This window comes from Nocardia veterana NBRC 100344, from assembly GCF_000308855.1.
Lineage (GTDB): Bacteria > Actinomycetota > Actinomycetes > Mycobacteriales > Mycobacteriaceae > Nocardia > Nocardia veterana.
Genome location: NZ_BAGM01000203.1, coordinates 1 through 26831, shown reverse-complemented (window position 1 = coordinate 26831; position 26831 = coordinate 1). Strand labels below are relative to the sequence as shown.

25 protein-coding genes are annotated in these 26831 nt (G+C 68.4%); 13 read left to right on the top strand and 12 right to left on the bottom strand.

The window, feature by feature from the left end:
• Window positions 1-163: 163 nt before the first annotated feature.
• Window positions 164-3436 carry an arabinosyltransferase domain-containing protein gene (locus ON37_RS28175; RefSeq protein WP_040723816.1) on the top strand — a complete coding sequence of 1091 codons (3273 nt, stop codon included), beginning with the start codon at window positions 164-166 and terminating at the stop codon, window positions 3434-3436.
• Between the two features lie 64 nt (window positions 3437-3500).
• Here the strand turns inward: ON37_RS28175 and ON37_RS33290 are convergent, their stop codons facing one another.
• Window positions 3501-3743, bottom strand: a complete 243-nt coding sequence (locus tag ON37_RS33290; RefSeq protein WP_157171649.1) for a hypothetical protein — start codon at window positions 3741-3743, stop codon at window positions 3501-3503.
• Here ON37_RS33290 and ON37_RS28170 point away from each other — a divergent pair.
• A complete protein-coding gene (locus tag ON37_RS28170; RefSeq protein WP_157171648.1) occupies window positions 3736-4128 on the top strand; it encodes a hypothetical protein in 393 nt (130 codons plus the stop codon). The two genes, ON37_RS33290 and ON37_RS28170, sit on opposite strands and share 8 nt — an antisense overlap.
• A gap of 137 nt (window positions 4129-4265) precedes the next feature.
• Here ON37_RS28170 and ON37_RS28165 read toward each other — a convergent pair whose 3' ends face one another.
• Window positions 4266-5543, bottom strand: a complete 1278-nt coding sequence (locus ON37_RS28165) for a cytochrome P450 family protein (RefSeq protein ID WP_040723787.1) — start codon at window positions 5541-5543, stop codon at window positions 4266-4268.
• A gap of 193 nt (window positions 5544-5736) precedes the next feature.
• Window positions 5737-6909 (bottom strand): aminoglycoside phosphotransferase family protein, encoded by a 1173-nt coding sequence (locus ON37_RS28160; RefSeq protein ID WP_040723786.1) that lies wholly within the window; start codon window positions 6907-6909, stop codon window positions 5737-5739.
• 379 nt (window positions 6910-7288) lie between these two features.
• On the opposite strand from ON37_RS28160, the gene ON37_RS28155 reads away from it, so the two are divergent.
• Together ON37_RS28155 and ON37_RS28150 are read left to right on the top strand one after the other, a co-directional pair.
• The gene (locus tag ON37_RS28155; RefSeq protein WP_040723784.1) at window positions 7289-7798 is read left to right on the top strand and encodes a gluconokinase; all 510 of its coding nucleotides are present in this window, start codon (window positions 7289-7291) and stop codon (window positions 7796-7798) included.
• 94 nt (window positions 7799-7892) lie between these two features.
• Window positions 7893-10007, top strand: a complete 2115-nt coding sequence (locus ON37_RS28150) for an oxidoreductase (RefSeq protein WP_040723783.1) — start codon at window positions 7893-7895, stop codon at window positions 10005-10007.
• A gap of 51 nt (window positions 10008-10058) precedes the next feature.
• Here the strand turns inward: ON37_RS28150 and ON37_RS28145 are convergent, their stop codons facing one another.
• The 3 genes from ON37_RS28145 to ON37_RS28135 all read right to left on the bottom strand — a co-directional run bounded on the left by ON37_RS28145 (window position 10059) and on the right by ON37_RS28135 (window position 13542).
• Complete coding sequence (locus ON37_RS28145; RefSeq protein ID WP_157171647.1) at window positions 10059-10580, bottom strand: alpha/beta-hydrolase N-terminal domain-containing protein; 522 nt, start codon at window positions 10578-10580, stop codon at window positions 10059-10061.
• 110 nt (window positions 10581-10690) lie between these two features.
• Window positions 10691-11482, bottom strand: coding sequence for a hypothetical protein (locus ON37_RS28140; protein ID WP_157171646.1), 792 nt, complete (start codon window positions 11480-11482; stop codon window positions 10691-10693).
• Window positions 11483-11613: 131 nt separating this feature from the next.
• Window positions 11614-13542 carry a UvrD-helicase domain-containing protein gene (locus ON37_RS28135; RefSeq protein ID WP_040723781.1) on the bottom strand — a complete coding sequence of 643 codons (1929 nt, stop codon included), beginning with the start codon at window positions 13540-13542 and terminating at the stop codon, window positions 11614-11616.
• Window positions 13543-13734: 192 nt separating this feature from the next.
• On the opposite strand from ON37_RS28135, the gene ON37_RS28130 reads away from it, so the two are divergent.
• Window positions 13735-14391 (top strand): antibiotic biosynthesis monooxygenase family protein, encoded by a 657-nt coding sequence (locus tag ON37_RS28130; RefSeq protein ID WP_040723780.1) that lies wholly within the window; start codon window positions 13735-13737, stop codon window positions 14389-14391.
• Between the two features lie 117 nt (window positions 14392-14508).
• A complete protein-coding gene (locus ON37_RS28125; RefSeq protein ID WP_040723813.1) occupies window positions 14509-15252 on the top strand; it encodes an SGNH/GDSL hydrolase family protein in 744 nt (247 codons plus the stop codon).
• Between the two features lie 20 nt (window positions 15253-15272).
• Here ON37_RS28125 and ON37_RS28120 read toward each other — a convergent pair whose 3' ends face one another.
• Both ON37_RS28120 and ON37_RS28115 read right to left on the bottom strand, forming a co-directional pair.
• Complete coding sequence (locus ON37_RS28120) at window positions 15273-16127, bottom strand: TIGR03621 family F420-dependent LLM class oxidoreductase (RefSeq protein ID WP_040723779.1); 855 nt, start codon at window positions 16125-16127, stop codon at window positions 15273-15275.
• Between the two features lie 47 nt (window positions 16128-16174).
• Entirely contained in the window at window positions 16175-17227 is a 1053-nt protein-coding gene (locus ON37_RS28115) for a mechanosensitive ion channel family protein (protein ID WP_040723812.1), read from the bottom strand.
• Between the two features lie 287 nt (window positions 17228-17514).
• On the opposite strand from ON37_RS28115, the gene ON37_RS31305 reads away from it, so the two are divergent.
• The 4 genes from ON37_RS31305 to ON37_RS28095 all read left to right on the top strand — a co-directional run bounded on the left by ON37_RS31305 (window position 17515) and on the right by ON37_RS28095 (window position 20739).
• Window positions 17515-17967 carry a DUF1707 SHOCT-like domain-containing protein gene (locus ON37_RS31305; RefSeq protein WP_245553546.1) on the top strand — a complete coding sequence of 151 codons (453 nt, stop codon included), beginning with the start codon at window positions 17515-17517 and terminating at the stop codon, window positions 17965-17967.
• Between the two features lie 56 nt (window positions 17968-18023).
• A complete protein-coding gene (locus ON37_RS31300; RefSeq protein WP_051032214.1) occupies window positions 18024-19217 on the top strand; it encodes a glycoside hydrolase family 19 protein in 1194 nt (397 codons plus the stop codon).
• Window positions 19218-19279: 62 nt separating this feature from the next.
• On the top strand, window positions 19280-20197 hold the full coding sequence (locus tag ON37_RS28100) for a helix-turn-helix domain-containing protein (RefSeq protein ID WP_245553545.1): 918 nt from the start codon (window positions 19280-19282) through the stop codon (window positions 20195-20197).
• 2 nt (window positions 20198-20199) lie between these two features.
• Window positions 20200-20739, top strand: a complete 540-nt coding sequence (locus tag ON37_RS28095; RefSeq protein ID WP_040723777.1) for a dihydrofolate reductase family protein — start codon at window positions 20200-20202, stop codon at window positions 20737-20739.
• Between the two features lie 113 nt (window positions 20740-20852).
• On the opposite strand, the gene ON37_RS28090 is transcribed toward ON37_RS28095, so the two are convergent.
• The 3 genes from ON37_RS28090 to ON37_RS28080 form a co-directional block, all read right to left on the bottom strand.
• Window positions 20853-21143: a hypothetical protein gene (locus ON37_RS28090; protein ID WP_040723775.1), complete on the bottom strand. Its 291-nt coding sequence runs from the start codon at window positions 21141-21143 to the stop codon at window positions 20853-20855.
• Window positions 21144-21234: 91 nt separating this feature from the next.
• Window positions 21235-22059 (bottom strand): class I SAM-dependent methyltransferase, encoded by an 825-nt coding sequence (locus tag ON37_RS28085; protein ID WP_040723774.1) that lies wholly within the window; start codon window positions 22057-22059, stop codon window positions 21235-21237.
• Between the two features lie 102 nt (window positions 22060-22161).
• Window positions 22162-23253, bottom strand: a complete 1092-nt coding sequence (locus ON37_RS28080) for a ParA family protein (RefSeq protein ID WP_306306519.1) — start codon at window positions 23251-23253, stop codon at window positions 22162-22164.
• Window positions 23254-23379: 126 nt separating this feature from the next.
• Here ON37_RS28080 and ON37_RS28075 point away from each other — a divergent pair, with 126 nt between their 5' ends.
• Both ON37_RS28075 and ON37_RS28070 read left to right on the top strand, forming a co-directional pair.
• The gene (locus tag ON37_RS28075; protein ID WP_040723773.1) at window positions 23380-24042 is read left to right on the top strand and encodes a phosphate signaling complex PhoU family protein; all 663 of its coding nucleotides are present in this window, start codon (window positions 23380-23382) and stop codon (window positions 24040-24042) included.
• A gap of 116 nt (window positions 24043-24158) precedes the next feature.
• The gene (locus ON37_RS28070) at window positions 24159-25667 is read left to right on the top strand and encodes a leucyl aminopeptidase (protein WP_040723772.1); all 1509 of its coding nucleotides are present in this window, start codon (window positions 24159-24161) and stop codon (window positions 25665-25667) included.
• Window positions 25668-25761: 94 nt separating this feature from the next.
• Here ON37_RS28070 and ON37_RS28065 read toward each other — a convergent pair whose 3' ends face one another.
• A complete protein-coding gene (locus tag ON37_RS28065; RefSeq protein WP_040723771.1) occupies window positions 25762-26112 on the bottom strand; it encodes a hypothetical protein in 351 nt (116 codons plus the stop codon).
• A gap of 411 nt (window positions 26113-26523) precedes the next feature.
• Between ON37_RS28065 and ON37_RS28060 the strand changes: the two genes are divergently transcribed.
• Window positions 26524-26831, top strand: a 308-nt coding sequence (locus ON37_RS28060; RefSeq protein WP_305082373.1) for a biotin/lipoyl-containing protein, incomplete at its 3' end; no start/stop codon positions are given.

The window sequence follows — 26831 nt, the reverse complement described above, 5'->3', positions numbered from 1 at the left end:
AGATGACAGCAGCCGCCGCCGGCAACGCAGGTCACGCCCGATTTCGGTCCCGCCACCCCGGCGTCGGCCGGACCCGGGTTTCCTGAGCGCACCCTGTGCATCATCGGACGAAATCGCGGATAACGGAATCGTCACGTTAGCATCGGCGACCGTGGTCGACACGATGGTGAGGGCGGACGGGCCGCTCGGGGTAGGTGCGCAAACCACAACCTCGGGTGGCCGGCGGGACAGACGGGTCACGCTGATCGCCCTCATCGCCGGGCTGCTGGGCGCGTTGTGCGCGGTCGCGGTGCCGCTGTTGCCGGTGCAGGTGGACCACACCACCGTGTCGTGGCCGCAGCAGGATTCGCCGCGCAGCGTCACCGCACCGCTGGTCGCCTACGCGCCGCTGACGTTCGACGCGACGATCCCCGGCCGGTCGATCGCGCAGTTGAGCGCACACGGTGGGGTGGCGGTGTCGACGCTGCCCGCCGGTGCGCCACAGTTGGAGAAATACGGGTTCGTCGCGCGGGTGCGACCGGCGCAGGACGGCAGGCCCGCGCAATTCGACGTGGTGTTGCGCAATCAGGCGCTGCTCAGCGTGCCCGTCGACGCGGTCGCCGATGGCACGGTGACCGTGCACGCGGATATGTCCTCGACCGAGATCGACGTGCCGGGCACCGAGGTGACCGCCGCCGACCTGCCGCCCGGCGACTGGCGGCCCCAGGTGGTCGGAATCTTCAGCGACCTCCCGTCCCCGGGCGGCCCCAAGGTCGTCGCGCAGGTGGACAGCCGGTTCTCCGTGGTCCCGACGTTCGGCAAGCGGGCCGCGGAAGTACTGGCCGTGGTGTTCACTCTGGTTGCACTCGTGGCGCTGCACCGGCTGGATCGAGCCGACGGGCGGCGGCTGCGGCGGCTGCTCGCGCACCGGTGGTTGCGGTTCACCGGGGTGGACTTCGTCGTGCTCGCCACCCTCGTGGGATGGCATTTCATCGGTGCCACCACCTCCGATGACGGCTACCAGTTCGGCATGGCCCGCACGTCGCTGGTCTCCGGCTATATGGCCAACTACTTCCGGTTCTTCGGCGTGCCCGAAAACCCGGTCGGCACACCGCCTTACGACATCATCGCGCACCTGTCGGAGATCAGCGTCGCCAGCCCGTGGGTGCGATTGCCGACGTTGCTGGCGGCGATGCTCACCTGGTTGGCACTGAGCCGGGAGGTGATTCCGCGGCTCGGGGTCGCGGTGCGTCACGATCGGGTGGCGGTGTGGACCGGCGCGCTGATCTTCCTGGCGGTGTGGCTGCCCTACAACAACGGGCTGCGACCGGAGCCGGTGGTCGCGGTCTGTGTGCTGCTCACCTGGTGCCTGGTGGAGCGCGCCATCGCCACACACCGGCTGCTGCCCTACGCGCTGGCCGTTCTCGTCGCCGCGTTCAGTTTCACGGCGGCGCCGTCCGGGATCATCTGTGTGGCGCCGCTGCTGGCCGGACTGCGTTCGGCGGTGGGTTTCGGAATCCCGCGCGCTCGGGAACTGGCCGGTGCACACCCCGGGGTTGCGGTGGCGCGCGGCACCTGGATCCGGGCCTACGGAGCGCTGCTGGCCCCGCTGCTCGCGGCGGGAATGCTGGTGCTGGCGTTCGCCTTCGCCGTCGAACCACTCTCGGCGATGTTCGAAATGCAGCGTGTGCACAACATCGTCGGTCCCTCCGATCCCTGGTACAACGACTATCTGAACTATCAGTGGCTGTTCATGCCCTCGGCCGACGGTTCGATCGCTCGCCGGTTCGGCATGGTCGCGATGTGGACTGGCTTGTTGGTCTGCATCTTCGTCCTGCTGCGCAAGGGCGGTCGCATCCCGTTCACGGCGGCCGGCCCGGCGCGACGGCTGCTCGGCATCACCTTCGGGGCGATGGTCCTGATGGCGACCTGCCCGACCAAGTACACCCACCACAACGGCGTCTACGCCGGTCTGGCCGGATCGGTGGCGGTATTGACGGCAGTCGCGGTGGGGCCGCGGGTGATGCGCTCGCCGCGCAACCGAGCGCTGTTCGCCGCGGTGGTGTCGCTGGCGCTGGCGCAGATCTTCACCAGTGTGAACGAGTGGTGGTGGGTGTCGAGTTTCGGGATCCCGTGGTGGCACGAGTCGCCCTCGGTCCTGGGTGTCGGGTTCAGCGCGATATTCCTGGTCATCGCCGCACTGTGTCTGCTGCTCGCGATCTGGTGGCACGTGCGGGCACCGAAACCCGGCACGCCGCATCGCATTTCACCGCGGGCCTGGCGGTTGGCGAAATTCCCGCCGTTGACCGCGGCCGCCGCGATTCTGGTGGTCTTCGAGGTCGTGTCGTTCGCCGCCGGGGCCGTGCGGCAGTACCCGGGCTTCTCGCTCGCCTCCTCGAATATCCGTGCGGCCATGGGTGATCCGTGCGGACTCGCCGACAAAGTGGTGGTCGAGACCGATCCCAATGCCTCGATGTTGACGCCACTGACCGGCGACCAGTTCTCCACCTTCACCGGTGGCGCCCACGGCTTCGTGCCGGACGGTGTCGGCGACGTGCGCTCCCCCGACGAGAAGGAGGAGACCAGTAGCATCGCCGCATCCTTCGGCAACGGGTCCAGCGTCGGCAACCGAAACGGTGACTCGGGCACCCAAACCGGCGGCGCCCCTTTGCCTTACGGTCTCGATGCGGCGACCACGCCGGAGCTCGGCACCTACGGACAGCAGGAACCGGCCGATCTCGTCACCGGCTGGTATCGGCTGCCCGCGCGGCACGAGCGCAGTGACATCATCGCGATCACGGCGGCGGGCCGGATCCAGGCATCGGGACCGGACAACAGCTACGTCGGCGGAGAGCCGGTGGAAATCGAATACGGCACCGCCGACTCCGCGACGAGCGCTCGCCCGCTGGGACGGGTTGCGCCGATCGATATCGGCCCGGCACCGTCCTGGCGGAATCTGCGCGTCCCGCTGGACCGAATCCCCGAGCGGGCCGACGTCGTCCGGATCGTGGCGAAGGATCACAATCTCGATCCGCAGCGCTGGGTGGCGCTGACCCCGCCCCGCATCCCGCGGACGCAGACCTTGGCGGACGTCGTCGGCTCGAAGCAGCCGGTCTTGCTGGATTGGGCTGTGGGCCTGCAATTCCCGTGCCAGCGCCCGTTCGATCACAAGGACGGCATCGCCCAGGTTCCGCGGTGGCGAATCATGCCCAACCGTGTCGGCGCCCAGGAAACGACCCTGTGGGAGAGCCACTCCGGGGGCGGCCCGCTGGGCTGGAGCCAGCAGTTGTTGCGCTCGCAAACCTTGGCCACCTACCTCCGATACAACTGGGATCAGGATTGGGGTGAGCTGCAACGCCTCTCCCCGATCGACACCTCGGCGGTGCCGGCAACACCGGCGGTCCGCCAGGAAACCCACGGCGGGCTCTGGTCACCCGGCCATATCTACACCTGGTAGGCCGAGACAGGCCGACCACTGCGGTGCGCAGGAGGTCGCGGCGGCGGGCGCGAAACCTGGGATCTCATCTACTGGGAGCACACGCAGCACGTCGGCGGCTACGAACCGGGCCGAGCACATCACGGCGGTGGTCACCGCGGTCCTGCCCAATGGTGACATCCGCTATTCCCAGCACACCACCAATGGCAGAGATTTCAGCCTCACCGACCGGATCGGATTCTCGAATCAGGACGGCGGCACCCAGAATGTTCGGATCATCCCGCCCCAAGGAGACCTGGTAGTTGAAACGCTCCGCGATCGTGTCCACCTCAGCCTTCCTGCTCTGCTTCGCAGCCGCCGTCCTCCTGCTGATATCGGCCGACCGGAAGCTGGACGAGCGGACCGCTGCGCTGCGCGAATCCCATTGTGCGCGACAGGTTCCCGTTCCGGCGTTCGCCGCCGTGGCGAGCTGGTCCGCCGTCGCGCTGTTGATCGTGGCCGCCGCCGCTGCGGTGGTGTTCATCGCTTCGGCCGCGCGCTTCTCCTCGGCGGCGGTGAAGATCCCCGCGATCGTCGTCGCCGTACCGGCGGCGATCCTTGCCGCCGGCTATGCGCTCGTCGTGGGTTTCGCACTGCTGCAACCGAATTCCGACGAACCGATCTCGCCTCGCTATCATCCGTGCGAAGCGTTCTTCCGACAGGGCTCACCATGACCGACGTCTGTATCGATCCCGCCACCGCTCGGCAGGCCGGGGTCGACATCTCCACCAACAGCACCGAATCTCGACCGGATCGGCAAAGCCGTCGACTCCATGTCGGAGTAGGAACGGCCCGGGAAATCCGTCCGGGCTCAGCGCACCTGGACCGGCTTGTTGTCCAGATTCAGCGGCTGAGTCGGGGGAAAGGTCACCGGCAGTGCCGTCAGGGCGCGGTGGAAGGGACCCGGCCGCCAGCTCGGGACATCGTCGGCGTCCACGAGCTGGATCTCGGGTAGCGCGTCCAGGAGTTGATCGATCGCATCCTGCGCGATGAGGTATGCCAGCGATTGCGCCGGGCAGGCATGCGGTCCGATACCCCAGGCCAAATGGGACCGGTTTCCGGTCATATCGTCGCGGCGAATCGCGGGATCGTTGTTGCAGGCGGCCATGCTGATCACCACCGGCTGGTTGGCCGGCAGCCAGACCCCGTCGATCAGCACGGGCTGGCGCGGGTAGGTGACCAGGAGATTCGCCAGCGGCGGGTCGTCGAACAGCACTTCGTCCACCGCGTCGCGGGAGGACAGGTTTCCGCCCAGCACACTGCCGCCGAAACGATCGTCGCTCAGCACCAGCAGCAGGGTGTTGGCGATCAGGTTCAGCTCGAATTCGATTCCCGTACCGTAGATTTGCGAGACGTGATGGGAGACCTCGGTATCGTCGAGCGCCGCGGCGTGTTGCTGTAGCACCGAGGTCATGTCGTCGCCGGGCTGGGCTCGTTTGAGCCGCACCAGACTCATCAGCGCCTCACCCAGGATCCGGTTGCCCTGCTCCGCGTCGACCCCCTCCAGCAGCGCGGCGGTACCGGCCGCGACCTGCGCGCCGATCTCCGGCGGGCAGCCGAGCATGAAGTTCACCAGTTCGAAGGCGAGCGGGTAGATGTACTGCGTGATCAGTTCCGCCTGACCGTCCTGGCAGAACCCGTTGATCAGCGGAATCGCCGTCTTCTCGACGGCCGCGCGCAGCGAGTGCAGATCGACCGCGTCGATCGCCGCCGTGATGGCCTGGCGGTAACGATGGAAATCCGCTCCCGAACTTCTACTGGCCATCGGACGCCATTCCAGCAGCGGCAGAATCGGGCAGTCCGCCGGTACGGTCTGCTGCCAGGTTCGCGGGTCCGCCGGGAAGTGTTCGGGATCGTTGAGAATCCTTACCGCGGTGTGATATCCGATCACCAGCGTGGCGGGCACGTGCGGCGCCAACTCGACGGGCACCAGGGAACCGTACCGACTGCGCATATCGCGGTACATCCGGTGCGGGTCGTCGGAGAAGTCCGGCGTGTACAACGTCACCCGCGGGCCGTCGGAACTGGTCGGCGAGCCGTGGACGACCGGGCATTTGGACGGGTGGGCCGGGAACTGCGAGGTATTCATCGACTACTCCGGTTGTCGTATCGCGCGCTCGGTCGAACCGCATCGCGGGATTCGGCGCGGCGGCGTGGCTGCGGTGATCGCATCGGACGACCCTGGCCGGACCGAACACCAGGCAGCGCATGAGTTTTCATGGCAAACAATGACGGCGGAACGTGTTTCCTCGGGCCGGTCGCAGCGCTGCGACGCCAGAGATTCAGACACCCAGCGCGGTCAGCGAATCGTGATCGTCGATCGCCGTGGTGATACGCCGCAGCAAGGTCAGACACGTCTCGGTCGACTGCATCCGGGGCTGATAGCTCGCGCGGCCGATCGTGAAAGCCCATGCGGCGTAGGCGAACAGGCCCTGCTGACGGTAGAGCAGCCAGGCATCGTCGAACGACGGCGGTTTACCGCCGGCCCGCCCCAACTCGTCGAGATACGCCGCGAGCAGATCCTTCTCCCACGCGCGGCGGTCGTCCGGCTCGCAGCCGGAATTGACGGTGTACGCGAAATCATGTGCCCAGCCGCCGCGCATGACGACCTGCCAGTCGACGAAACCCATCCGGCCGTCGCCGGTCACATAGGTCTGCCCGATGTGCGGATCGCCGTGTAGCAACGTCGGTGGGACCTGTTCGGTCGCGATGGCGACCGCCCGCTCGACGCCCGCCCACAATCGTTCACTGCTGCCGTGCAGGGCCGGCGGCACGACCTCCTCCGCCCGGCGCAGGCCTACCTCGCACCGCTTCTTCATATCGATCGCGGACAGATACACGTCGAGCATGAACGCCGGGGTGTTGAGTGCCGCGATGGACTCCGCTTCCCAGAAGGTGCCGTGCAGACGAGCGAGGTTGCGTACCAGATCCTCGGCCTGCTCGCGGGTGATCGATGCGGTGGGCTCGCTGAAAACGGTGCCGCGGGTCGCGGCGATGTCCTCCATCAGCGCGATCGATCGCCAGGAGGCCGGATCGGAGGCGCCCCAGTACCCGATCGGCGCCTCGATATCGACGAGGGGCCGGAAGTCGCGGAAGAAGCGCGTCTCCCCGTCGATCATCTTCCCGCCGCCCAGCAGGATTCGCTGGCTGAAACTGGTTGTGGTCTTGGCGAACAGCTCGGTCGGCAACTGCGCGCGAGCGCCCGCCTCGTTGTATTCGACCCGGATCGCCGTTCGCGTCGAGGTGCCGCTGCTGCCGCCGGAGGTGGTGAAACCCGTTACCTCGGCGCCGGGAACGTCGCGACACAGCACCGCCGTCAACCACTCGGTGCTGAGGCGATCACCGGAGATCGGTACGTCGTCGCGGGAACGCAACCGGGGTCCCCGGATCTTCTCGCCGAGCATCCGGGTCCCGACGGTGACGGATCGACCGAGCAACCAGAGCTTGTGATTCACGCACGTATCTCGATTCCGATGTAAGACAACGATTATCCGAGCGAACGGCCCCCACCGACTGCGGCGCCGGAAGCACACTACCCTATCCCCATCGAATACGTTGTAAGACAACGGAATACCGGCGTTACCGCCGCTTGCACGGAGAAGATACGGACAAGTCCGGTTGCGCGGCGATCTCTTTCACACTGCCAGTTGGGCCCGGAACACCCCGCGAACGGACCCGATCGGTCGATTCTCGGCGCCGGGGGCTTCCTGTGCGTCGGGCACGTCCTCGGCCGGGCAAATGGCCCGCGGCGGTCCGCACCGGTCGCTGTTCGCCGACGGCGCACTATCCTCGACGAGAACGCGGCGCGCCCGAGCCACCGGAAGGGAGGGACGTATGCGGCCACCGTGCGTAGTGGTGATGGGGGTTTCCGGCACGGGCAAGACGACGGTCGGCCACCTGCTCGCCGATCGGCTCGGCGTCGCGTTCGCGGATGCGGACGATTTCCACTCCCCCGCCAATATCGCCAAGATGTCCGCCGGGATTCCGCTGACCGATGCCGATCGTGCGCCCTGGCTCGCGGCGGTCGGGCGCTGGCTGCACGATCGGACGAGTGACAACAGCGGCGGCGTGATGGCGTGTTCGGCGCTGCGGCGCAGGTATCGCGACACCCTGCGCACGGCGGCGCCCGACATCTTCTTCCTGCATCTGGCCGCGAGCCGGGATCAGCTGATCGAGCGGATGACACACCGGCGTGGCCATTACATGCCGGTGTCCCTCGTCGATTCGCAATTACAGGCGCTGGAGCCGTTGGCGCCCGACGAGTCCGGCGCCGTCCTGAACACCGACCGGACCCCGGACGAACTCGCCGCGCAGGCGGCCACGCTGCTGCATGACCGCGGGTAACTCCGCGCCGGCAGCGGGTCGGGGTCGGCGGCGGTCTGTCTCGCTGATCGGGAGGTGGGCACTACGACCCCGACCGGAGTTCTAGCTTCTCCCCGTGCCCCGCAATCAGACCTTCCCGCACCTGCTCGCTCCCGGGACCATCGGCCCGATGACCGTGCGCAACCGCGTCGTCCTGCCGGCGATGGATATGAACCTGTGCGAGGACGGTGAGATCGGCCAGGCCGATATCGACCATTTCGCCGCCCGCGCGGCCGGTGGAACCGGGCTGATCATCACCGGCTGCTGCGCGGTGGCCTATCCGGTCGGATGCGCGAGCACCAAGGAGCCGGGACTGTCCGAGGATCGCTTCGTTCCGGGCCTGCGGGCGCTCGCCGACGCGGTCCACGCCGCCGGCGGCAAACTGTGCGTCCAGATGACCCATCACGGCAAGGTCGCCCGCATCGATACCGTGCACGATCGTCCGCTGCTGGTTCCGTCGATCCCCACCGGCCGCGCGGATCTGTCCGCCCTGGCCGACAACACCGCCGACGAACTACGGAAGCTGGCCGCCGTCACCGGCGGCAAACAGGCCAGCTACCGGGAGGCCACAGCAGACGATATCGACTGGCTGGTCCGATGTTTCGTGGAGGCTGCCGGTCGAGTGCGGGCCGCCGGCGCCGACGCCGTCGAAATTCACTGCGCGCACGGCTACATCCTCGGCGCCTTCCTGAGCCGGGCGGACAACCGGCGCACCGACGGCTACGGCGGCTCACTCGCGAATCGGGCGCGGGCGGCAGTGGAGGTCATCCGCGCGGTCGCGGCCGAGGTGGGCGATTCACTGGCCATCCTGGTCCGAATCGCCGGGCAGGAGTTCGGCGAGGAGGGCGCACTGACCACCGCGGAAGCGGCGGCGGCCGCGGTGCTGTTCGAGGCGGCCGGGGCACACGCCGTCCACGTCACCGGCTGGGGCCGAAATCCGTTCGCCAACTTCACCGATGGGCCGCTGCCCGACCGGGTCGGGGCCTACACCGAGTTGGCGGCCGCGGTGAAGAAGGCGGTGTCCATTCCGGTGATCACCGTGGGCCGGGTGCTGCCGGACATCGGTGAGCGGGCGATCGCCGACGGCCGGGCCGATTTCGTCGCGATGGGACGGCAGCTGCTCGCCGACCCGGATCTGGTGAACAAGCTCGCGGCCGGGACGCCGGAACACATCCGGCCCTGCATCAATTGCTATGTGTGCGTGCAGGAGAACTTCTGGGACGACACGCCGGTGTGCGCGGTGAACCCGGCGCTGGGCAACGAGAAACTGCTACCGCTGGTGCCCAGCAGCACTGCGAAACACGTGGTCGTCGTGGGCGCCGGCCCGGGCGGGCTCGAAGCGGCTCGCATCGCGGCCGAACGCGGGCACCGAGTCACGGTGCTGGACAAGGCCGATCGGCTCGGCGGCACGCTCTGGTTCTCCGGCCTCACCACGCCCGACAACCAGCGCCTGCTGGAGTGGCTGCGGCTCCAGGTCGAGCACGCCGGCGTCGACGTCAGGTTGCGGAGCGAGGCGACGGTTGCCTCGATCCGGGCGTTAGGACCCGATGTGGTCGTCGTGGCGACGGGCGCGGCGCGCGACCGGCCGCCCGTCCCCGGTGCCGATCTCCCGCATGTGCACACCGGTGATACATTGCGTGCCTTGCTGACCGGTGTCGGTGATCTGTCCCGGGTGCCGACACTGCTGCGGACCGTCGCGAGACTGGGCAAGCTGTCCGGGATCACCGGGAGCCCGGCCATGATCCGGGCCGTCACCCGGCGGGTGCTGCCGGTCGGCCGCGACGTCGTGGTGATCGGCGGTTCGCTGGTGGGATTGGAACTGTCGGAGTTCCTGGCCGAGCGCGGACGCCACGTCACCCTGCTCGAGGAAGGTCGCCAACTCGGGGTGCCGATGGCCATGCCCCGACGCTGGACCGCGGTCCGGCGCGCGGGCGAGGCCGGGGTCCGGATCGTTCGCGAAGCGACGGTGGAGCGAATCACCGAGGGGCACGTCGTGTTTCGCGTCGGCGACGAGACTCGCACCGCGCCGGCGGACATGGTCATCGTGGCGTCGGGTGTGTCGGCCCGGGCGCCGCTGGCCGAGGCACTTGCCGGCGTGGTCCCCGAGGTGCATGTAATCGGCGACGCGGCCGAGGTGGGATATATCGAAGGGGCGATGCACGGCGCATGGCGAGTGGCCACCGCGATCTGACAGCACCGTCGCGGTCACGCAGCGTCCGGTCGCGGGCGACGTCGTACCGGGCTAGTGCCCCGCTGTCCGCCCCGCGGGCCGCAGCACGAGACGCAGGCAGGCGCGCACGAGCCAGCGGATCGCGCGGCCGAGCCCGACCAGCAGTACCACGACCAGCGCCGCACCCAGCGCGCACCGCAACCAGTAGGCCGCGCCGGTCGGCGCCATACCCATGACCGCGTGCAGCCCGTTCTGCCATGCCGCGGCTCGCACCAGTGCGGCCGTCACCACGAAACCACAGACCAGCAGCACCGGCACGCGGTGCCGGCCGAACCGCGCGTCGACGTCGAAACCCCAGCGGCCCAGCGCCGTTCGCGTCAATCCGGCGATCCCGATGGCCAGGGCGACCGGCACCCCGGTGAGGATGGCCTGGGATGCGGAGGTCCGAGGCAGCACGGATGGAAGCAGCGACAGCACGACGGCGAGGGTGACCGCGACGACCGTATCGATCCGCGGCCGGGTCAGCAGGTGCGGATGCCGGCGCACGGGCGAGTTCTGTTCCTTCGGCACCCGGCGTTTCTGTGCCTTAAGCACCGGCCGGTCCTGCGCCTTCGGCACGGGCGGATTCGGTGTCTTCGGCACGGGCGGATTCGGCGCCTTCGGCACCACCGAGTGCGGCGTGAGGGGGCGTGGGGCGACTGTGGTCATGCGGCGGCACCGGCTTCCGGCACGGCACCGGCGGGCGCGCTCCGGCTCGACCGCATCCGCCGCCACGCTGCCAGACCGGCCCCGGCCACCAGCACCGCAGCCAGGGTCACGGGCCCGCCGACCCGCAGCAGCTGGTTGTCGAGATGTTCACCCGAAAGCTGGGTTCCGAAAAGATATTCCGGGTCCGGCGTCGCGTAGTTCTGGCGCCGGGAGTTCAGGTCGACGCCGGTCGTGGCGACCGTGGCCACGACGTCGCAGCGGGCCCGGGCGGCAGTGTCGCCGCGAGTGGCGCAGGCGTCGTGCATGCGCCGCTGCAATGTGGCGTCGATCGCCTGCCGGGCCCAGGGATGCAGGGGCTGGCGCCGCTGCTCGGCGTAGCGGAGCATGTCGTAGCCCAGATCGTGCGCCTTACACGCCTCGGTGAACTCCGTCGGCAGCTGAATCGGCGACGAGCAGTCGCCGTCGGGGTCGACCATCAACCCGTCCTCGACGACCGGGCGGTATCCGGCCTCGGCCGCGAAATCGGCCGGTACGGCCACCGACCACGGGTGGTCGCCGACCAGGTCTTCGACCGCGTCCCGGGCCGCGGCGTTCTCGATTCCGGATTTCGTCACCGCCGCCGACGCCGGCATGGCCGGGGCGAAGGCCAGCGGCACCGTCGCGGTCAGCGCCGCCAGCGCCACCGAGGCCAGCACATGCCGCACCCGGCCCGGGCGTCGGTGATGGGCTCGGGACGGTGCGGCGGGCTTCGGCTCGGGCGCGGCCCGACCCCGTGATGCGTCGGTCATGGATGCCGAAGGTAACCGATGGAGATGAGAAAAACCGACCCGCTACGGGATCCGCTCGCACCCGTTGCACGCACAAACCGATGTTGCGCTGCGTGGACATGCAGGTAGGCCCCGTTCCGGCGCCTCGATCGTCAGTCGCGCAGGAAGCCGATCCAGATGTGGTCCCGCGCGCGGGTCAGCGCGACCATGGTCTGCCGGGCGGCGAGTTCGGCGCGGTCGCGTTCGCTGCCGCGCAATCGGTCGATGGGTGCGGTGGGGGCGTCGGTGAGGTGGAAGACGGCGGCGAAGTCCATTCCTTTGGCGCGATGAACGGTGCCGACCTTCACGGCGTCGTGCTGGGTGCCGTCGTACTGGGCAAGGGAGATCGCCGCAACCTTCCTTCGATGCAGGGCGGCCAGCACTCGTTCGGCCTGCCGGTTGGTATCGGTGACGACAGCCGCATCGGTGCCGCCGAAGGCGGTCAGTGCCTCGATCACCTCGACCTCGGCCCGGGACCGGGAGAAGGTCCGGGTGACGACGGTGCCACCGGGCAGGACCACCTCGCTGTCGCGCAGCAGGAAGCCGGGGCCGCCGTCCAGATCGTCGACACGGTTGGTGGCATCGACCCGCTTGGCGTAGTCGTGGACCGCCGCTCGGTTGCGGTAATTGGTGCGTAGGACCGCGCCACGACCGACGATCGGGATCCCGGCGTCGGAGAGCCGCCATCCACCGGGATAGACCTGTTGCTGCCCGTCACCGACCAGCAGCAGCGGTGCGGTCGAGGTGCCACCGGCGATCTGGTGCACCAGCTTCAGCTCCATGAGGGTGAAGTCCTGAACCTCGTCGACCACGACCAGATCGTAGGGATCGTCGAGCGGCGCGGCGCGCAACTCCTCGACGGCGAGGTCGATCACGTCGTTGAAGTCGACGATGTCCAGATCCTGCAACGCCGCCTGGTACGGCAGGTAGAGATGATTCCAGACGAGCTCGCGGCGAGATCGGTCCAGCCGCAGCCGATTCCGGCCCACCCGGTCGATCTTCAGGTAGATCTCCGGATCGTCGATGCCCTGCCCCTTGATGACCCGGTGCAGCTCGTCCTTCCAGTAGCTCGGATTCGGTTCGATGGGTTCGAGATGGGTCCGGGCCGTGCGCCAGGCGTGATAGAACGCGTTGTCTCCGGTGCGGAGACGGCAGCCGATGTCGCGGTTGCGCAGGAATTGTGTGGTCCAGGCGTGCAGGCCGAGGAACTCGACCCGTTCGCCGGCATGCGGCGCGAGCCGGCGGAAACCCGATTCGTGATAGGTCGGCAGGGTACGCACGAAGCTGGTGAACAGTTGCCGCCCGCCGCCCTGCTTCGACAGGCGTGCCATCCGGTGCAGGGCGACAACGGTTTTGCCGGTTCCCGCCGGGCCACTGATGCGCGCCGGGCCGCTGTAGTTCCGGTAGACCAGATCGAGCTGATCCGGATCGAGGTAGATCATCCATTCCCGGAACGGTCGCCGCAGCGCTCGGGCGCGCTCGTTCGCCCGGAGTGTGGCGGTGTCGAAAAGTCCTTCACCCGTGACGGTTTCGGTGGCGACCGGCTCGGCGGACAGCAGCGTGAACCAGGAGTTGCGCTCGGCGACCGTCATCGCGATCTGCCGCGCATGCTGCTTCGACAGTGTCGCCTCGGCGAACAGGCGTTTCGCGATCGTTGCCGGATCGACCGCGATGTAGCGCGCTTCGGCCGGGGTCGGCGGCGCCTGAGCCATCAGCAGCAGGATCTCGATCATGTGCGGCACATACCTTTTCCGCCCCGCGGTGAGGTTGGCGAATGTCTCCTCGGCGCGCCAGCGGATCCGGCGAAGGTCCGCGGCGGCGGGGACCACATCGGTGAGTACCAGCGCGAAAACGCCGCCGGGACCGACAGCATAGGCATCGAACCGATCCGATCTGCTGTTCTCGCGTTCGATCAGGACGTGCCAGCCGTCGCGCAGCAGCGGAACCGAGAGGAATCGCCGCCAGGCCGGCGTCAGCACCACCTGTTCGCGGAGCGTGTGCTCGATCCGATGACGACGCTGTTCGAAGGCGATATCGGACATCGCAGTTCCCCCTTACCAGCCCAGCCGGCCGGGGACCCTGATCGAGCCGCCGCACCATGGCCGCCAAAAGCTCTGTCCACCAAGGTATTACATTGTCCGCACCCGTGCAGGGGTTACGACGGAAGAACATCCGCACGTGGTGACCCACACCACTGTTGACCTCCACCGCACTCGAGGTTTCAGGATGGTGCGATGATTGCTGACGGAATCACCCTGATCGACACGTGGGAGTTACCGGAAGATCGGATCGACGAGGCTGTCGAGCGGTGGCGCGAGCGCGTCGCACTCGTCCACACCGCCCCGGGTTTCCGAGCTGCGCGACTCCATCGGCGCCTGCGGCCGGAGACCCGGTTGGGTCTGGTCAACGTGGCTCGGTGGGACAGTGTCGAAGCGCGCGACCGAGCGCTGGCGAATCCCGCGTTCACCGCGTCCGCGGCCACCGCGAACGACTACGCCACGGTGCGCGGCGGGTGGTATCGGGTTGCGGCCGAATTCGGTTCGCAGCCGGACCGTTCCGATGCGGAGCCGGGCATCACGTTCGTGAACGTCTTCGAAATCCCGCCCGACCGGATCGACGGATTCCTGACCGACTGGGTCGACCGCGCGGAATTGATGAGCAAGGCGCCCGGCTTCCGGGACAGCCGACTGCACCGGGCGATCGCCGCCGATACCCATTTCCAGCTGGTGAACGTCGCGCACTGGGACAGCGCCCAGGCCTGGCGGGCGGCGATCGAGGATCCCCGCTTCCGGCAGCGCGTCGCCGGCGTACCGGACTTCGTCGTCGCCGATCCGGGACTGTTCCGGATGGTGGCCGGCTTCTCGGCTGCGGGTAACCTGGTGGGCCGTTAGCGACGGTAATGATCGGTACCGTCCCATGGATTCCGGAGGTCTGCCATGCCGACATCGCCCTCGGCACCACGCGAGGACGGGTCCCCGTCGCGTATCCGGTACGAGCGGTTCGTGGCCATGGGAGACAGCCAGACCGAGGGACTGTGGGACGGTGACGCCCACGGGGGCCTGCGTGGCTGGGCCGACCGCCTGGCCACCCGACTCGCCGAGGACAATCCGGATATCGCCTACGCCAACCTCGCCGTCCGCGGCCGCCGGCTCGCCCAGGTCCGGGACGAACAGCTCGACGCGGCGCTCGCCATGGATCCGGATCTGGTCGGGATCTGCGCGGGCATGAACGACGTCACGGCACCGGGCGGCGATTTCGCCGCCGCACTCGACATCATGGAGGAGCTGTACGCGAAATTGCGCGCCGGCGGTGCCACGGTCGTCACGACCACGTTCCCCGACGCCCGGCGCATCGTGCCGCTGGCGGCCCGGCTGATCGGCCCGCGGATCGACCTCGTGAACGACCGGATCCGGTTGTGCGCCGACCGCTACGACCTGTGCCTGGTCGACCTGTTCGGCGCGCCGTCGATGACCGACCTGCGGATGTGGAGCGCGGACCGGTTACACGGCTCACCCCGCGGCCACGACCGGTTCGCCCTCGCGGCCGCGGAAGCACTCGGTCTCGACGGCGCGGACCACAGCTGGGCCGAGGCATCCGCCGACGCCGAGTCCTACCGCGCCGGTGGTGTGATCGGAGAAATCGCCTGGGTCGCAGCGACCGTACGGCCGTGGTTGTGGCGGCGGATGCGCGGCGTCTCGACCGGAGACGGACGCCTGCCGAAGCGACCGCAACTGCGCCGGGTACTCGCCTGACCCGGGCGCGCGGCCAGGTGTCACCCGCGCAGTTCGGCGATCACCGGCGCGAAATCCTCCACCGCCGGTTCCAGCACCGTCACGTACGAGAAGCCGAAGCGTTCGCGACGCCGGCGCAACTGGTCGGCCATTTCGGTGGTGGTGCCGATCAGGAAGGTGGGCAGGTCGAGCACTTCCTCGGGCGTCAAATGGTCTGCGTGGGAAGCGATTTCGGCGGCCGCCGCGGCGCGGTCGGAGGTGGTGACGACCTGTTGGATCAGGATGTTGAACTCGGGATCGCGGTCGAATTCGGCGGTGAAGCGGCGCGCGGCGGCCACCCGCTCGTCCACCGTGGCGGCGGTCGACAGCCGAATGCTGCCGTCGGTACTGCCGGGGACGGGTTCCGCGCCGGTGAAGGCGATGATGTCGGCATGACGGGCCGCCAGCCGCAGCATCCGGTTGCCGCTGCCGCCGAGCAGGATGGTAGGTCGCGGATCCGGCAGCAGGCGATCGAGTTCGACGAGGGTCCGTTCGAGATGGTCGACCCGGGTACGCGGGGTGCCGAAGTCGATTCCCGCTTCGTCGAATTCGGCGCGCACATAACCGGTGCCGAGCCCGAGCTCGAGGCGGCCGGCGCTGAGCCGGGCGGTACTCACGACATCGCGGGCCAGCAGTACGGGATTCCAGAAGGCCGCGTTCAGGACGAAGGTACCGACCCGTGGCCGTTCGGTCGCCTGCGCCGCGGCGAGAACCGACGGGAAGGGGGCGGGCATCTCGAGATGGTCCGGCACCAACAGCACGTCGTAGCCGAGGGTTTCGGCCCGCCGGCATTTGGCTGCCCACTCGTCGGCGGAACCGGGGCTCAGAAAATTGACACCGAAGCGGAAATCGCGCACGCCGAAACCCTATACGCAGCCGCCGACACCGGCGCCCGTCGAATCGTCTACTCCGCCATCGCGGGCGTCCGCTCCACCACACTGGCGGGAATCCTGGGCAGCGCGTTCGGATGTTCTCGGCCCAGCCAGGCCAGCAGCTCCTCGCGCACCGCGCAGCGCAGTGTCCACACGTCGTCCGGATTACGAGCCGACATCGACGCGCGCACCTGAATACCGGTCGGCGTGCTGTCGGTCACCAGCAGATTCCAGGTGCGGCCGTCCCAGTCGTCGCGGGTGCGCAGATACTCGCCCAGATGTTCGCGCAACGCGGCCACGGGCGTGCTGGTGTCCAGGTACAGGAATACCGTGCCGGTGATCTGCGGCCCGCCCTTGGACCAGTTCTCGTAGGGCTTGGAATTGAAGTACGACACCGGCATGGTGAGCCGGCGGTCGTCCCAGATGCGCACCGTGAGAAACGACAGGGTGATCTCCTCGATCGTGCCCCACTCCCCCTCGACCACGACGGTGTCGCCGATCTTCACCGAATCGCCGAACGCGATCTGCAGACCGGCCACGAGATTGCCGAGCGTCGACTGGGCCGCGACACCGGCGATCACCCCGATGATCCCGGCCGAGGCCAGCAGCGAGGTGCCGAGCGTGCGCAGGTTCGGGAACAGCAGCAGGATCGCGACGGCCGCGGTCGTGATCGCGAGCACGGTGGTGATGATCCGCCGCACCAACGTCAACTGGGTGTGCAGCCGCCGCACCTTGGCGACGTCATGGGTGCGGCGGGCGTATTTGTCCAGCGTGTTCTCGGCGACCGCGTCGACGGCCCGCATCACCACCCAGGCGGCGGACAGGATCGCCATGGCGGCGAGCACATTGAGGACCACGTCGTCGCGCCGCAACTGGATCTGCGCCAGCGGGTAGGTGAAATGCAGCGCGAGTGTCGCCAGGAAGACCTGCAACGGCATATGTACCCGGCGCAGCAGGCTGGGCAGTCGGTTCTGCGGGTGTCTGCCGGCCGCGCGGCACAGCAAGCGATCGGCCAGTAGACCGGTGGCGATGGTGACCGCGAGGGTCACCGCGAAAACCACCAGCGGTCGAATTACCTCCTCCAAGGCTTCCACTCCCTTGCGACGGCTGTATCTCGATGCTCGACCAGCCACGGTACCGACCGACTCCGGCGCGCGCAGTCACCTGCGGTTGTGCGAAATCCGACAGGTGCGCGACCTGGCAGAACGCGGCGAATGCTGTTTCGCCGCAACGGTTTCGGGTATCAGTGCGCCGACGATGCCGTGGTCTCCCCGGCGGTGCTCGGCAGGAAGGAGTCCGCCGCGGGATGTAGCCGCGAATACGCCCGTCGGCGCAGGCGTACCGCCGGAAACCGGCCTACCCTGGGAGCATCGTGATTCGTTCCACCGGTGAGGCGGTTGCCATGACCGATTTCGATCCCGCGGTGTTCGGGCCGCCCGGTGTCCGGGTCGGCACGGCCGAACGCGAGCGGGCCGCGGCCGCGCTCGGCGACCATTTCGCCGCCGGGCGGCTGGATCTCGACGAATACGACGAGCGAGTGCGCCGCGCCTATGCCGCCAAGACCGCCGCCGACCTGCTCGAACTCTTCGCCGATCTGCCGCGCCCGGCACCCCCGGCACCGGCGTTGCCGCCGCCTCGCCGGTCCCGACCGCGTGCGTTCGTGCCGGCCCTCGTGGTCGCCGTCCTGGTCTTCGCGGTCGCGGTCGCCGCGACCACGCATATGGTTCCGTTCTTCGTCTTTCCGGTGCTGTTCTTCCTGTTCATCCGCAGTCAGCGCGGATTCGGCCCACCCGGATTCGGGGGACACCGGCACCACCGGATCTGAGTGTCCGGCCGTTCTCATAGCTGAGAACCACCGCGCGATCGTGCCAGCATGACAGCATGGGCGTCGAGCGGGTCGTACCCACTTCACGCATCCTGGCCGAAGCGGCTGCCCAGGAGCGGGCGACGTCACCGCAGGCCGCCGGCCCCGACGACGCCACGATCTGCCCGACCTACGGCTGGACGGGCTGGACCGTCGACCTGCCGGCGCCACCTCGCGCCAGGCCCGCGTTGCGGCATACGACCGGTCTGGTGCGGGCGCTGTTCCAGGCGATGGTCGACCACCTCGGCGTCGGTGACAAGGCGGCGGTTCCCGACGTGAACCAGGTGCTGCGCACGACCGGACTGGACGACACCATCGACAAATCCCTGGTCGCTACAGCACACAACGCCACCGTGGACAAGATCCGCGGCGTGACCCAGGGCTTGGTCAGCCGGCACCGGGACATCGCCGCCAAGGTGGCCGACGCGGCGACAATGGGCACCGAACTCAATCGCGAGATCTGGGACGAGGTGTGCGAACTACGGTCCGCACTGCACGCAGTGGGAACGGGGCCGCTGTCCACGAGCGTGGAAGTAGGACTCATCGAGCGGCTGCGGACCTCGCTGCGAAAGATCGCGAAGAAGTACGAGGCCGTCGCCGGCACGAACGAGTCGACCGGGGACGCGATGGGCCCGTTGACCCTGAATGATCTGAAAGCACTTGTGCCGAAGACGAATTCCGCAGCCGGCATTGCAAGCGTCCCCGATGGAACGTTGGCAAAATACCTACCGTATTTGAACAAGGCGATGCTGTCGGCCGAGATCACCACACCCGACCGCGAGGCCGCGTTCCTTGCGCAGGTGCTGCACGAGACCGCTGGGCTGAGAACCCTGGACGAATACGGGGACCGCGCCTACTTCGACCACAACTACGGCCCGCAGACCGCAGTCGGGCGTTCGCTGGGCAATACCCATCCCGGGGACGGCTCCCGCTATCACGGCCGTGGCGCCCTGCAGCTCACCGGCCGCTCGAACTACGAGGCAGCCGGCAAGGCCATCGGCATCGATCTGGTCGCGCATCCGGACAAGGCCGACGACCCGGACCACGCCTTCGACACCGCCGCGTGGTATTGGGAGAACAAGGATCTCAATAAGGTGCTCGAGAAAAAGGGCTTCGACGAAGTCACCCACAGAGTCAACGGCGGGAGCATAGGCGCGCACGAACGGCACCGTCTTTACGACAAGGCGCGCGACGTCCTCGACGCGGACTAGCGAACCGACATGCGCAAGATCGGTCAAGCGCGCCACCGCTCCGGCGGACCAGACTGAACCGCGTGACCACCGGACGCGACCGACTACGAGAACTGCTCGATTCCGTACTGGATGAGAACAACACCACACTGCACGACATGGCACGGGGAGCATTCGCCTCGCCGTATCACTTCTCCCGGCAGTTCGCCCGCGGCACCGGAGAGTCGCCGGTGGCGATGCGCCGGCGGGTACTACTGGAGCGGGCCGCGTGGCAGCTCGGAAGCGGCGCCGCCGTCACGGATGTGGCGTTCGCGGCCGGCTACGACTCGGTGGAGGGGTTCAGCCGCGCCTACAGCCGGGCCTTCGGACATCCGCCGAGCGCCACACCCGCGCAGGCCCGGCCGCGGTGGTTACCGGCCGTGAACGGAATCCACTTCCATCCGCCCATGTCGCTGTGGGTGGAGGGGGAACCGAGAGGTAGGCACGATATGGATCCGACATCGCTACTGCTGCACCACGATGTGGCCGACACCCGCGAATTGCTGGAAATGGCCGAGGACCTCGACGAGGCACAGTATCGACGGCAGCGCGACACCCGCGCCGTCCTGTCCTGGGACGGGCCGGACGCCTCGATCGCGACCGTCCTCGATCTGGTGATCTGGACCAAGGAGGTCTGGCTGGCCTCCATCGACGGCGCCGATCAACCCGAGCGCGGCGGCGACGACCTGCCCGAACTGGTCCGCCGGCTCGACGATGTCGCCCCGCGGTGGCTCGATACGGTCCGCGAGATCGATCGGCGTGGTGGCTGGGACGACACTCTCATCGACGCGCTGTGCGAGCCGCCGGAGAGTTTCGTCCTCGGCTCGGTCGTCGCGCACGTGCTGACCTACTCCGCCTACCGGCGACTGCTGGCCCGGCAATGGATCCGCAGCGAACTACCCGACCGCACAACGGAAAACGATCAGGGCGACCCGATCATGTGGTTGCGCAGGAGAGGATGAGAATGACCCGGACCGTGTACTACACCGCCACCACCCTCGACGGATTCATCGCGACTCCGGACCATTCACTGGACTGGCTGCTCACGCGCCGAGTCGACAGTGACGGACCGATGGGATACGACAGTTTCATCGCCAAGATCGGCGCAATGGCCATGGGGGCCAGCACATATCAGTGGATCCTCGACAACCATCCGGAAATGGACTGGCCCTATCCGATGCCGGTCTGGGTCTTCACCCACCGGCAGTTCCCCGCCCGGACCGACGGCGCCGACGTGCGGTTCACCCAGGAACCGGTCACCGTCGTACACAAGGAGATGGCGGCGGCCGCCGGCGACAAGGGCATCTGGATCGTCGGTGGCGGCGATCTGGCCGGTCAGTTCGCCGACCACGGTCTGCTCGACGAGGTGACCGTCTCCATCGCACCGGTCACCATCGGGGCGGGACAGCCACTGCTGCCCCGGCGCCTCGAACTCGAACTCACCGAACTCGCCCGCAACGGCGAATTCGCTTGTGCGCGTTTCGCTGTCGTGCGTCCGGAATAGGCTCGGGCGACGGCGCAGCCGCCGTCCACCGGCAGGACCGCCCCGCCGACGTGGACAGGCGCTGAGCACACGAGGGGCGCGGCGACCGTCGTGGGCTCAGCGCGGTCACGCGATCAGGCGCCGGGCGGCGGCGGCAAGGGCCGACCGTCGGGACCCAGCGGTGGCGGACACGGCTTGCCGTCGGCGCCGGTCGGCGGCGGTAGCGGTCTACCGTCCAGTCCCCGCGGCGGCGGCAACGGACGACCGTCCGGACCGGTCGGCGGCGGCGGGCAGCCGTTCCGCTCGGATGGATCGACCACCTGATGCCGGGCGGGGGCCGACGCAGCCGCCGTCGCCTGCCCGGCCATCAGGCCGAAGCCGGCGATCGCGGCGGCGGTGAGAAGTGCAGCCGTGGTACGTCTCATGACGATTCCTAGTCTCGAAAGATGTTGTCCGTCATGACTTTGGACGTCCCCGGGCCGTCGTGGTTCCCCGACGATCGTGATGTGAGCTACCTCATAGCGCGGCCGGTTCCCGGGCGGCCGTGACGACGACGGTGGTGTACGGCATCGTGAAACTCCCGCCCATCTCGTCGATGGCGGCGCCGACACCGGCGAGGACCTCGGCGACGATCTCCACCGGAGCCTGGGTCAACGTGCCCTGCGTGGGCATCTGATCCAGCCACTCGGCGCGGGTGTAGCGATGCTCCCAGTCGTAGTGCCACCGCTGCACCGCCCCGAACTCGCCGGTGTCCCGAATCCCGTTGCCCGAGTTGGTGAATATCGGCTCGTAATGTTCCATTGCCTGCACGGCGCCGGCGGGTACGCGGAACGGCGAATCCGGCAGCAGCCGGTTGTAGACCTCCGCGAAGGCCGCGACCACGGCGGGCGGCAGATGAAAGACATGCCAGAACAGCGCCAATCGTCCGCCCGGACGCAAGGACTCGGCGGCCTTCGCGGCGCCGGCCGCGGGATCCAGCCAATGCCAGGCCGTCCCGGACACCACCGCATCGAAGCGGCGGCCCGCCGTATCCCACTCCTCGAACCGCGCCACCTCGACGTCGACCCCGTCGCGACGCGCGAAGTCGGCCATTCGCACGTCGGGTTCGACCCCGAGCACGGCGCAGCCGGCCGCCCGGAACTGCCGCGCCTCGATCCCGGTGCCGCAGCCGACGTTCAGGAACGCCGGCCCCGGACTCGCCGCCACGATCCGGTCGATCATGGCCTGCGGGTAACGCGGGCGAGTGCGGTCGTAACGGGCGGCATCGACGCCGAAGGACGCTCCGGTCGCGCGGCGCTGTTCGGGGGTGACGATCCGGGGAGACGGTTCGGAGGAAGCCATGCGCCCACGGTAGAACCGACACACCGTATCGTCAACCACTGGTTGACAACTATCGACTCGTCAATGCAAAGTTGACATCATGGGCATTATCGGCTCGTCTGCTCAACGACCCCAGGCCAGCGTGATGCGGGTGGTGGCGAGGAAATCCGCGGTCAATTCCCGCAGCGCCAGGAACTGCCCGCCCGTGCCGTACTTCCGGCGCAGACTGCCGAAATCGGTGAAGGCGGCCGCGGCGGCGATCTGGTTGGAATCCGGGATACGGGTCGGGAACAGGCGCGGCAGCGTGCGATTCGCCTGCAGAATCTCCAGCGTGCTGCGGTGCACCGCCGACGAGCGCCGATATTTGGTCACCACGACGCCGAGTTCCTCCAGCGGCGCGCCCCACCGCGCGGCGAGGTGGCGCAGATGCGCCTGCACCGGCGGAATACCGTAGGTGGACATGATGTCCGGGATGGTCGGGATGACGTACCCATCGGACAGTCGTAATCCGTTCTGGGTGATCGGGCCCAGATTCGGCGGACAGTCGACGAACACGTAGTCGTAGTCCGCGAGCACGCCCGACAACGCCTCGGCCAGGACCGCGGTCGGCTCACAGTGCCGCAGCGACGGCATCTCGTCCTGCAGCGCAATCAGTTTCGGGGAGGCGGGCAGCAGATCGACCGTGGTCACCGTGCGCATGGCCGACACCTCCCGCTGGATCAGCGCCCGCACATCGGGTGCGGGCGCACCGGCCAGCGCGGCAGCGAAGATGGCGGCGAGCGTGCGGTCGACGGAATCCAGTTCCACGGCCCGGTTTTCGCCGACCATCATGGCCGTGAGATTCGCCTGCGGATCCAGATCGATCAGCAGCACGCGCTTGTCGAACTCCGCCGACAGAATCTCGGCCAGGGCCGCCGTGGTGGTCGTCTTTCCGACACCCCCCTTCAGGTTGAAGGTGGCCACCACATACGGACGCGAGCGGCCGGGCGTCCGATCTCGCTCCCAGATCCGTTGCGGCCGTTCCAAGTGCAGTACGCGTCCGGCACGGGCCCGGCCCAGCCAGTCGAAACCATCGTCCTCGGCCGCAGCGGCATCGGAGATCAGCGGCCGCGCCGCGCCGAGCGAGCCCGCCGCCGGACTCGTGCGCTGTTCGGACAGTGCCTCGCTTCGCAACTCCACCAGCCCGAGACCCTCCAATCGCACAACCGTCGGCACGGTTCGGTACAGACTAGTGATCGACACTCGGTGTGGGACTGCACGACACCACCGGGCCGGCCGGATATCGGACGAGTTTTCCTGCGATATTGCACGTTCGGCGGGCCGGGCGGCGAAGATACCAGGGTGCGAACGAAATTCTCCTCCGAGCTCGCGGCGCTCACCGATGAGCTCGCCCATATGGCGCAGCTGGCACACGAGGCGGCCGAGCGGGCCGCGGTGGCGATCGAGAACGCCGATCTGACCGCCGCCTACGAGGTCTTCGCACTCGAGGAACAGATCCAGGCCGAGCATGCCAGATGTGAGGACCGGTCGGTGATCCTGCTCGCCTTGGAGGCACCGGTCGCCCGCGATCTGCGAAATGTGGTGACCGCCATCCAGATCGCGGAAGATCTGTCGGGCATCGCGGGCGGACTGAGCCGGGTCGCCGACGGTGTGGTGCGCAAGTTCCCCGACCCGGTGGCACCGGCCGCGATCACCCGGCAGCTGTCGGCGATGGCCGCCGCCCTCGTCGGCCTCACCGGCGCCGCCATCGCCGTGATCACCGCACAGCAGGTGCAACCCGATACCACCCTGATCCCGCCGGACCCGGCGGTCGATCGGATCCACCAGCAGCTGCTACGCGCGGTCGCCGAGCCGGACTGGGAGTACGGCAATGCGATGGCCGTCGAAACAGCGCTGCTGGCACACCATTTCGAGCGCTGTGCGGCACATTGCGTCCGCATCGGACGCCTGATCCGGTTCTTCCACACCGGCGTGCCGCTGTCCGCGCAGACCGACGAGGAGTAGCCGGATCGGCGGGCCGCCGCCCACCGGACGCGCCGGCGCGGCACCGCACCGGACGGTCCCGTCCCGCGCCGCGAGCACCCGGGAAGGACCGCGGCTGCACCCAGTAACCTGGGCGCATGACAGCTGTTGCAGATCGTTCACTCGGCCCGGAACTGGCACGTACCGAGAGCATCGGCCCCGACACCGATGTCCTCGTGATCGGACTTCTGTCCACCGACGACGGGCCGGAGATCGCCGCTGCCGACATCTTCGACGGAGTGCTCGACAGCGACACCCGTGATCGGTTGCTGGCGGCGCTGCTGGCCGTGGGGGCCAAGGGCAAGGCCGAGGAGCTGACCCGGATCCCCGCGCCGGACGGGCTGGGCGCGACGAGTGTGCTCGCGGTCGGCCTGGGCGCTCCGGACGCACTCGATCCGGAACAGATCCGCAAATCCGCAGGTGCCGCCGCCCGCTCGCTCGCCGGTTCGGGCACCGCGGTCACGACGCTGTCCGGACTCGATCTGGGCGCCGCCGCCGAAGGCTTCTATCTGGGCGCGTACACCTTCACCGCCTTCAAATCCGACAAGTCCGCGCCGAAGCCCGGTGACCAGCCGGTGCAGCGGGTCGAATTCCTGGTCCCGTCCCCCGATGTGGGCGAGGAGGAACTGTTTCGCGCACAGGCCGTCGCCGAAGCGGTCGCCACCGCACGCGATTTCGTCAACACTCCCCCGAACGCGCTGTACCCGGCCGAATTCGCGGACCGCGCAGCCGAACTGGCTCGTGCGGCCGGGCTCGAGGTGGAAATCCTCGACGAGAAGCAACTCGCCGAGGCCGGCTTCGGCGGCATCATCGGCGTCGGGCAGGGGTCCTCGCGGCCGCCGCGACTGATCCGCATCACGTACGCCGGCGGTGAGAAGAAGGTCGCCCTGATCGGTAAGGGCATCACCTTCGACACCGGCGGCATCTCGATCAAGCCGGCGGCGAATATGGAGAACATGACCTCCGATATGGGTGGCGCCGCGGCGGTCATCGCGACCACGCTGGTGGCGGCCCGGCTCGGCCTGCCGATCACGGTCGTCGCCACCGTTCCGATGGCGGAGAACATGCCGTCGGCGACGGCGCAGCGGCCCGGTGACGTGCTGACCCAGTACGGCGGCACGACCATCGAGGTCATCAACACCGACGCCGAAGGCCGCCTGATTCTGGCCGACGCCATCGTGCGCGCCGGCGAGGACGAGCCGGACTATCTGATCGACGTCGCGACGCTGACCGGCGCCCAGATGGTGGCACTGGGCACGCGGACCCCCGGCGTGATGGGTACCGAGGAGTTCCGCGACCGGGTCGCCCGGATCTCGCAAGAGGTCGGCGAGAACGGCTGGCCGATGCCGCTGCCCAGCGAACTGCGCGCGGATCTGAACTCGAAGGTCGCCGATATGGCCAACGTGTCCCCGCACCGCTGGGGCGGCATGCTCGTCGCGGGCACCTACCTCAAGGAGTTCGTGCCCGAGGGGGTGCAGTGGGCGCACCTGGATGTCGCGGGCCCGGCCTACAACACCGGTGGCCCGTTCGGCTACATCGGCAAGGGCGGCACCGGCGTTCCGGTGCGGACGCTGGTCGCGGTGCTCACCGACATCGCGGGCGAGTAAGCAGCGCAACAGGATTCGCTCCGACCGGCCGCGACCCGCGCGGCCGGCCGGAGCGTCCGATCCCCACGGCGCCCGAGGCAGTGGCGGCTGCCGCCTACTCCGGTGAGAGGTCGCGCAACTCCGCTTCCAGCGCACGCTTACGCTCGATGCGCTTACGCGCGTCGTAGTCGCGCATGCGTTGCGGATAGCCGGTGCGGCCGACGTCGTACACCGGGATACCGAGTCGGCTCGACAATTGCCGCGCGCCGCGTTCACCCACGACCCGGCGGGTCCATTCCCCATCGGCGGCGATAAGAACCGCTGTGACATCGGTCACTGTCGTTTTGGGTTCGATATACGCTTCCACGCCGACGTGCGAGCGCGTCCACTCGGCCAGATAACCGATATCGGCGGCGTCGGCGCGCCTGCCCGGGCGGCCGCCGCGGAAACGATCGAGCAACCCCACGGCCACCTACCTCCTGTCCGGATGTCGGGTGTGCGCACTCCCGACGTATCGATAGTGCCAGCTGTCGGGCATTTCGGGCGGATGCCCAGCTTCGGGGACCGAGGCGCTCCGCACCCGCTCGTTCGGCGCGGAGTGTCGAACCAGACACGCCGATAGCCGAGATCGTTATCGAGGCAGCTCTCCGCCGTCGGAACGATGCTGTGAAATCGCCACGGCGCCGCGGACGGCCCGCCCTGTGGTACGTATCGCAACGGCGAGTGCAAGGATGGAGAACCGGAACAAGAACCGCACGGATCTCCGGTGCCACAGGAATGTTCGGTGGCAATCGGGTGCTCGCCGCGACCCGCGGCGTTCCCCCGCCGAGAGACGAACTGTTGTGAACCCGTCGAGCAGTTAGAGGAGTCAACGGACATGGCCTTCTCCGTCCAGATGCCAGCTCTTGGTGAGAGCGTCACCGAGGGCACTGTGACCAGGTGGCTGAAGCAGGAAGGAGACACGGTCGAGGTCGACGAGCCCCTGCTCGAAGTGTCCACCGACAAGGTCGACACCGAAATCCCGTCCCCCGCAGCCGGTGTGCTCACCAAGATCGTGGCCCAGGAGGACGACGTCGTCGAGGTCGGCGGCGAACTGGGCGTGATCGGCGACGCGGGCGAGGCGCCCGCATCCACGCCGGCCCCGGCGCAGGAGGCGCCCGCGCAGCAGGCCCCGGCCGAATCGGC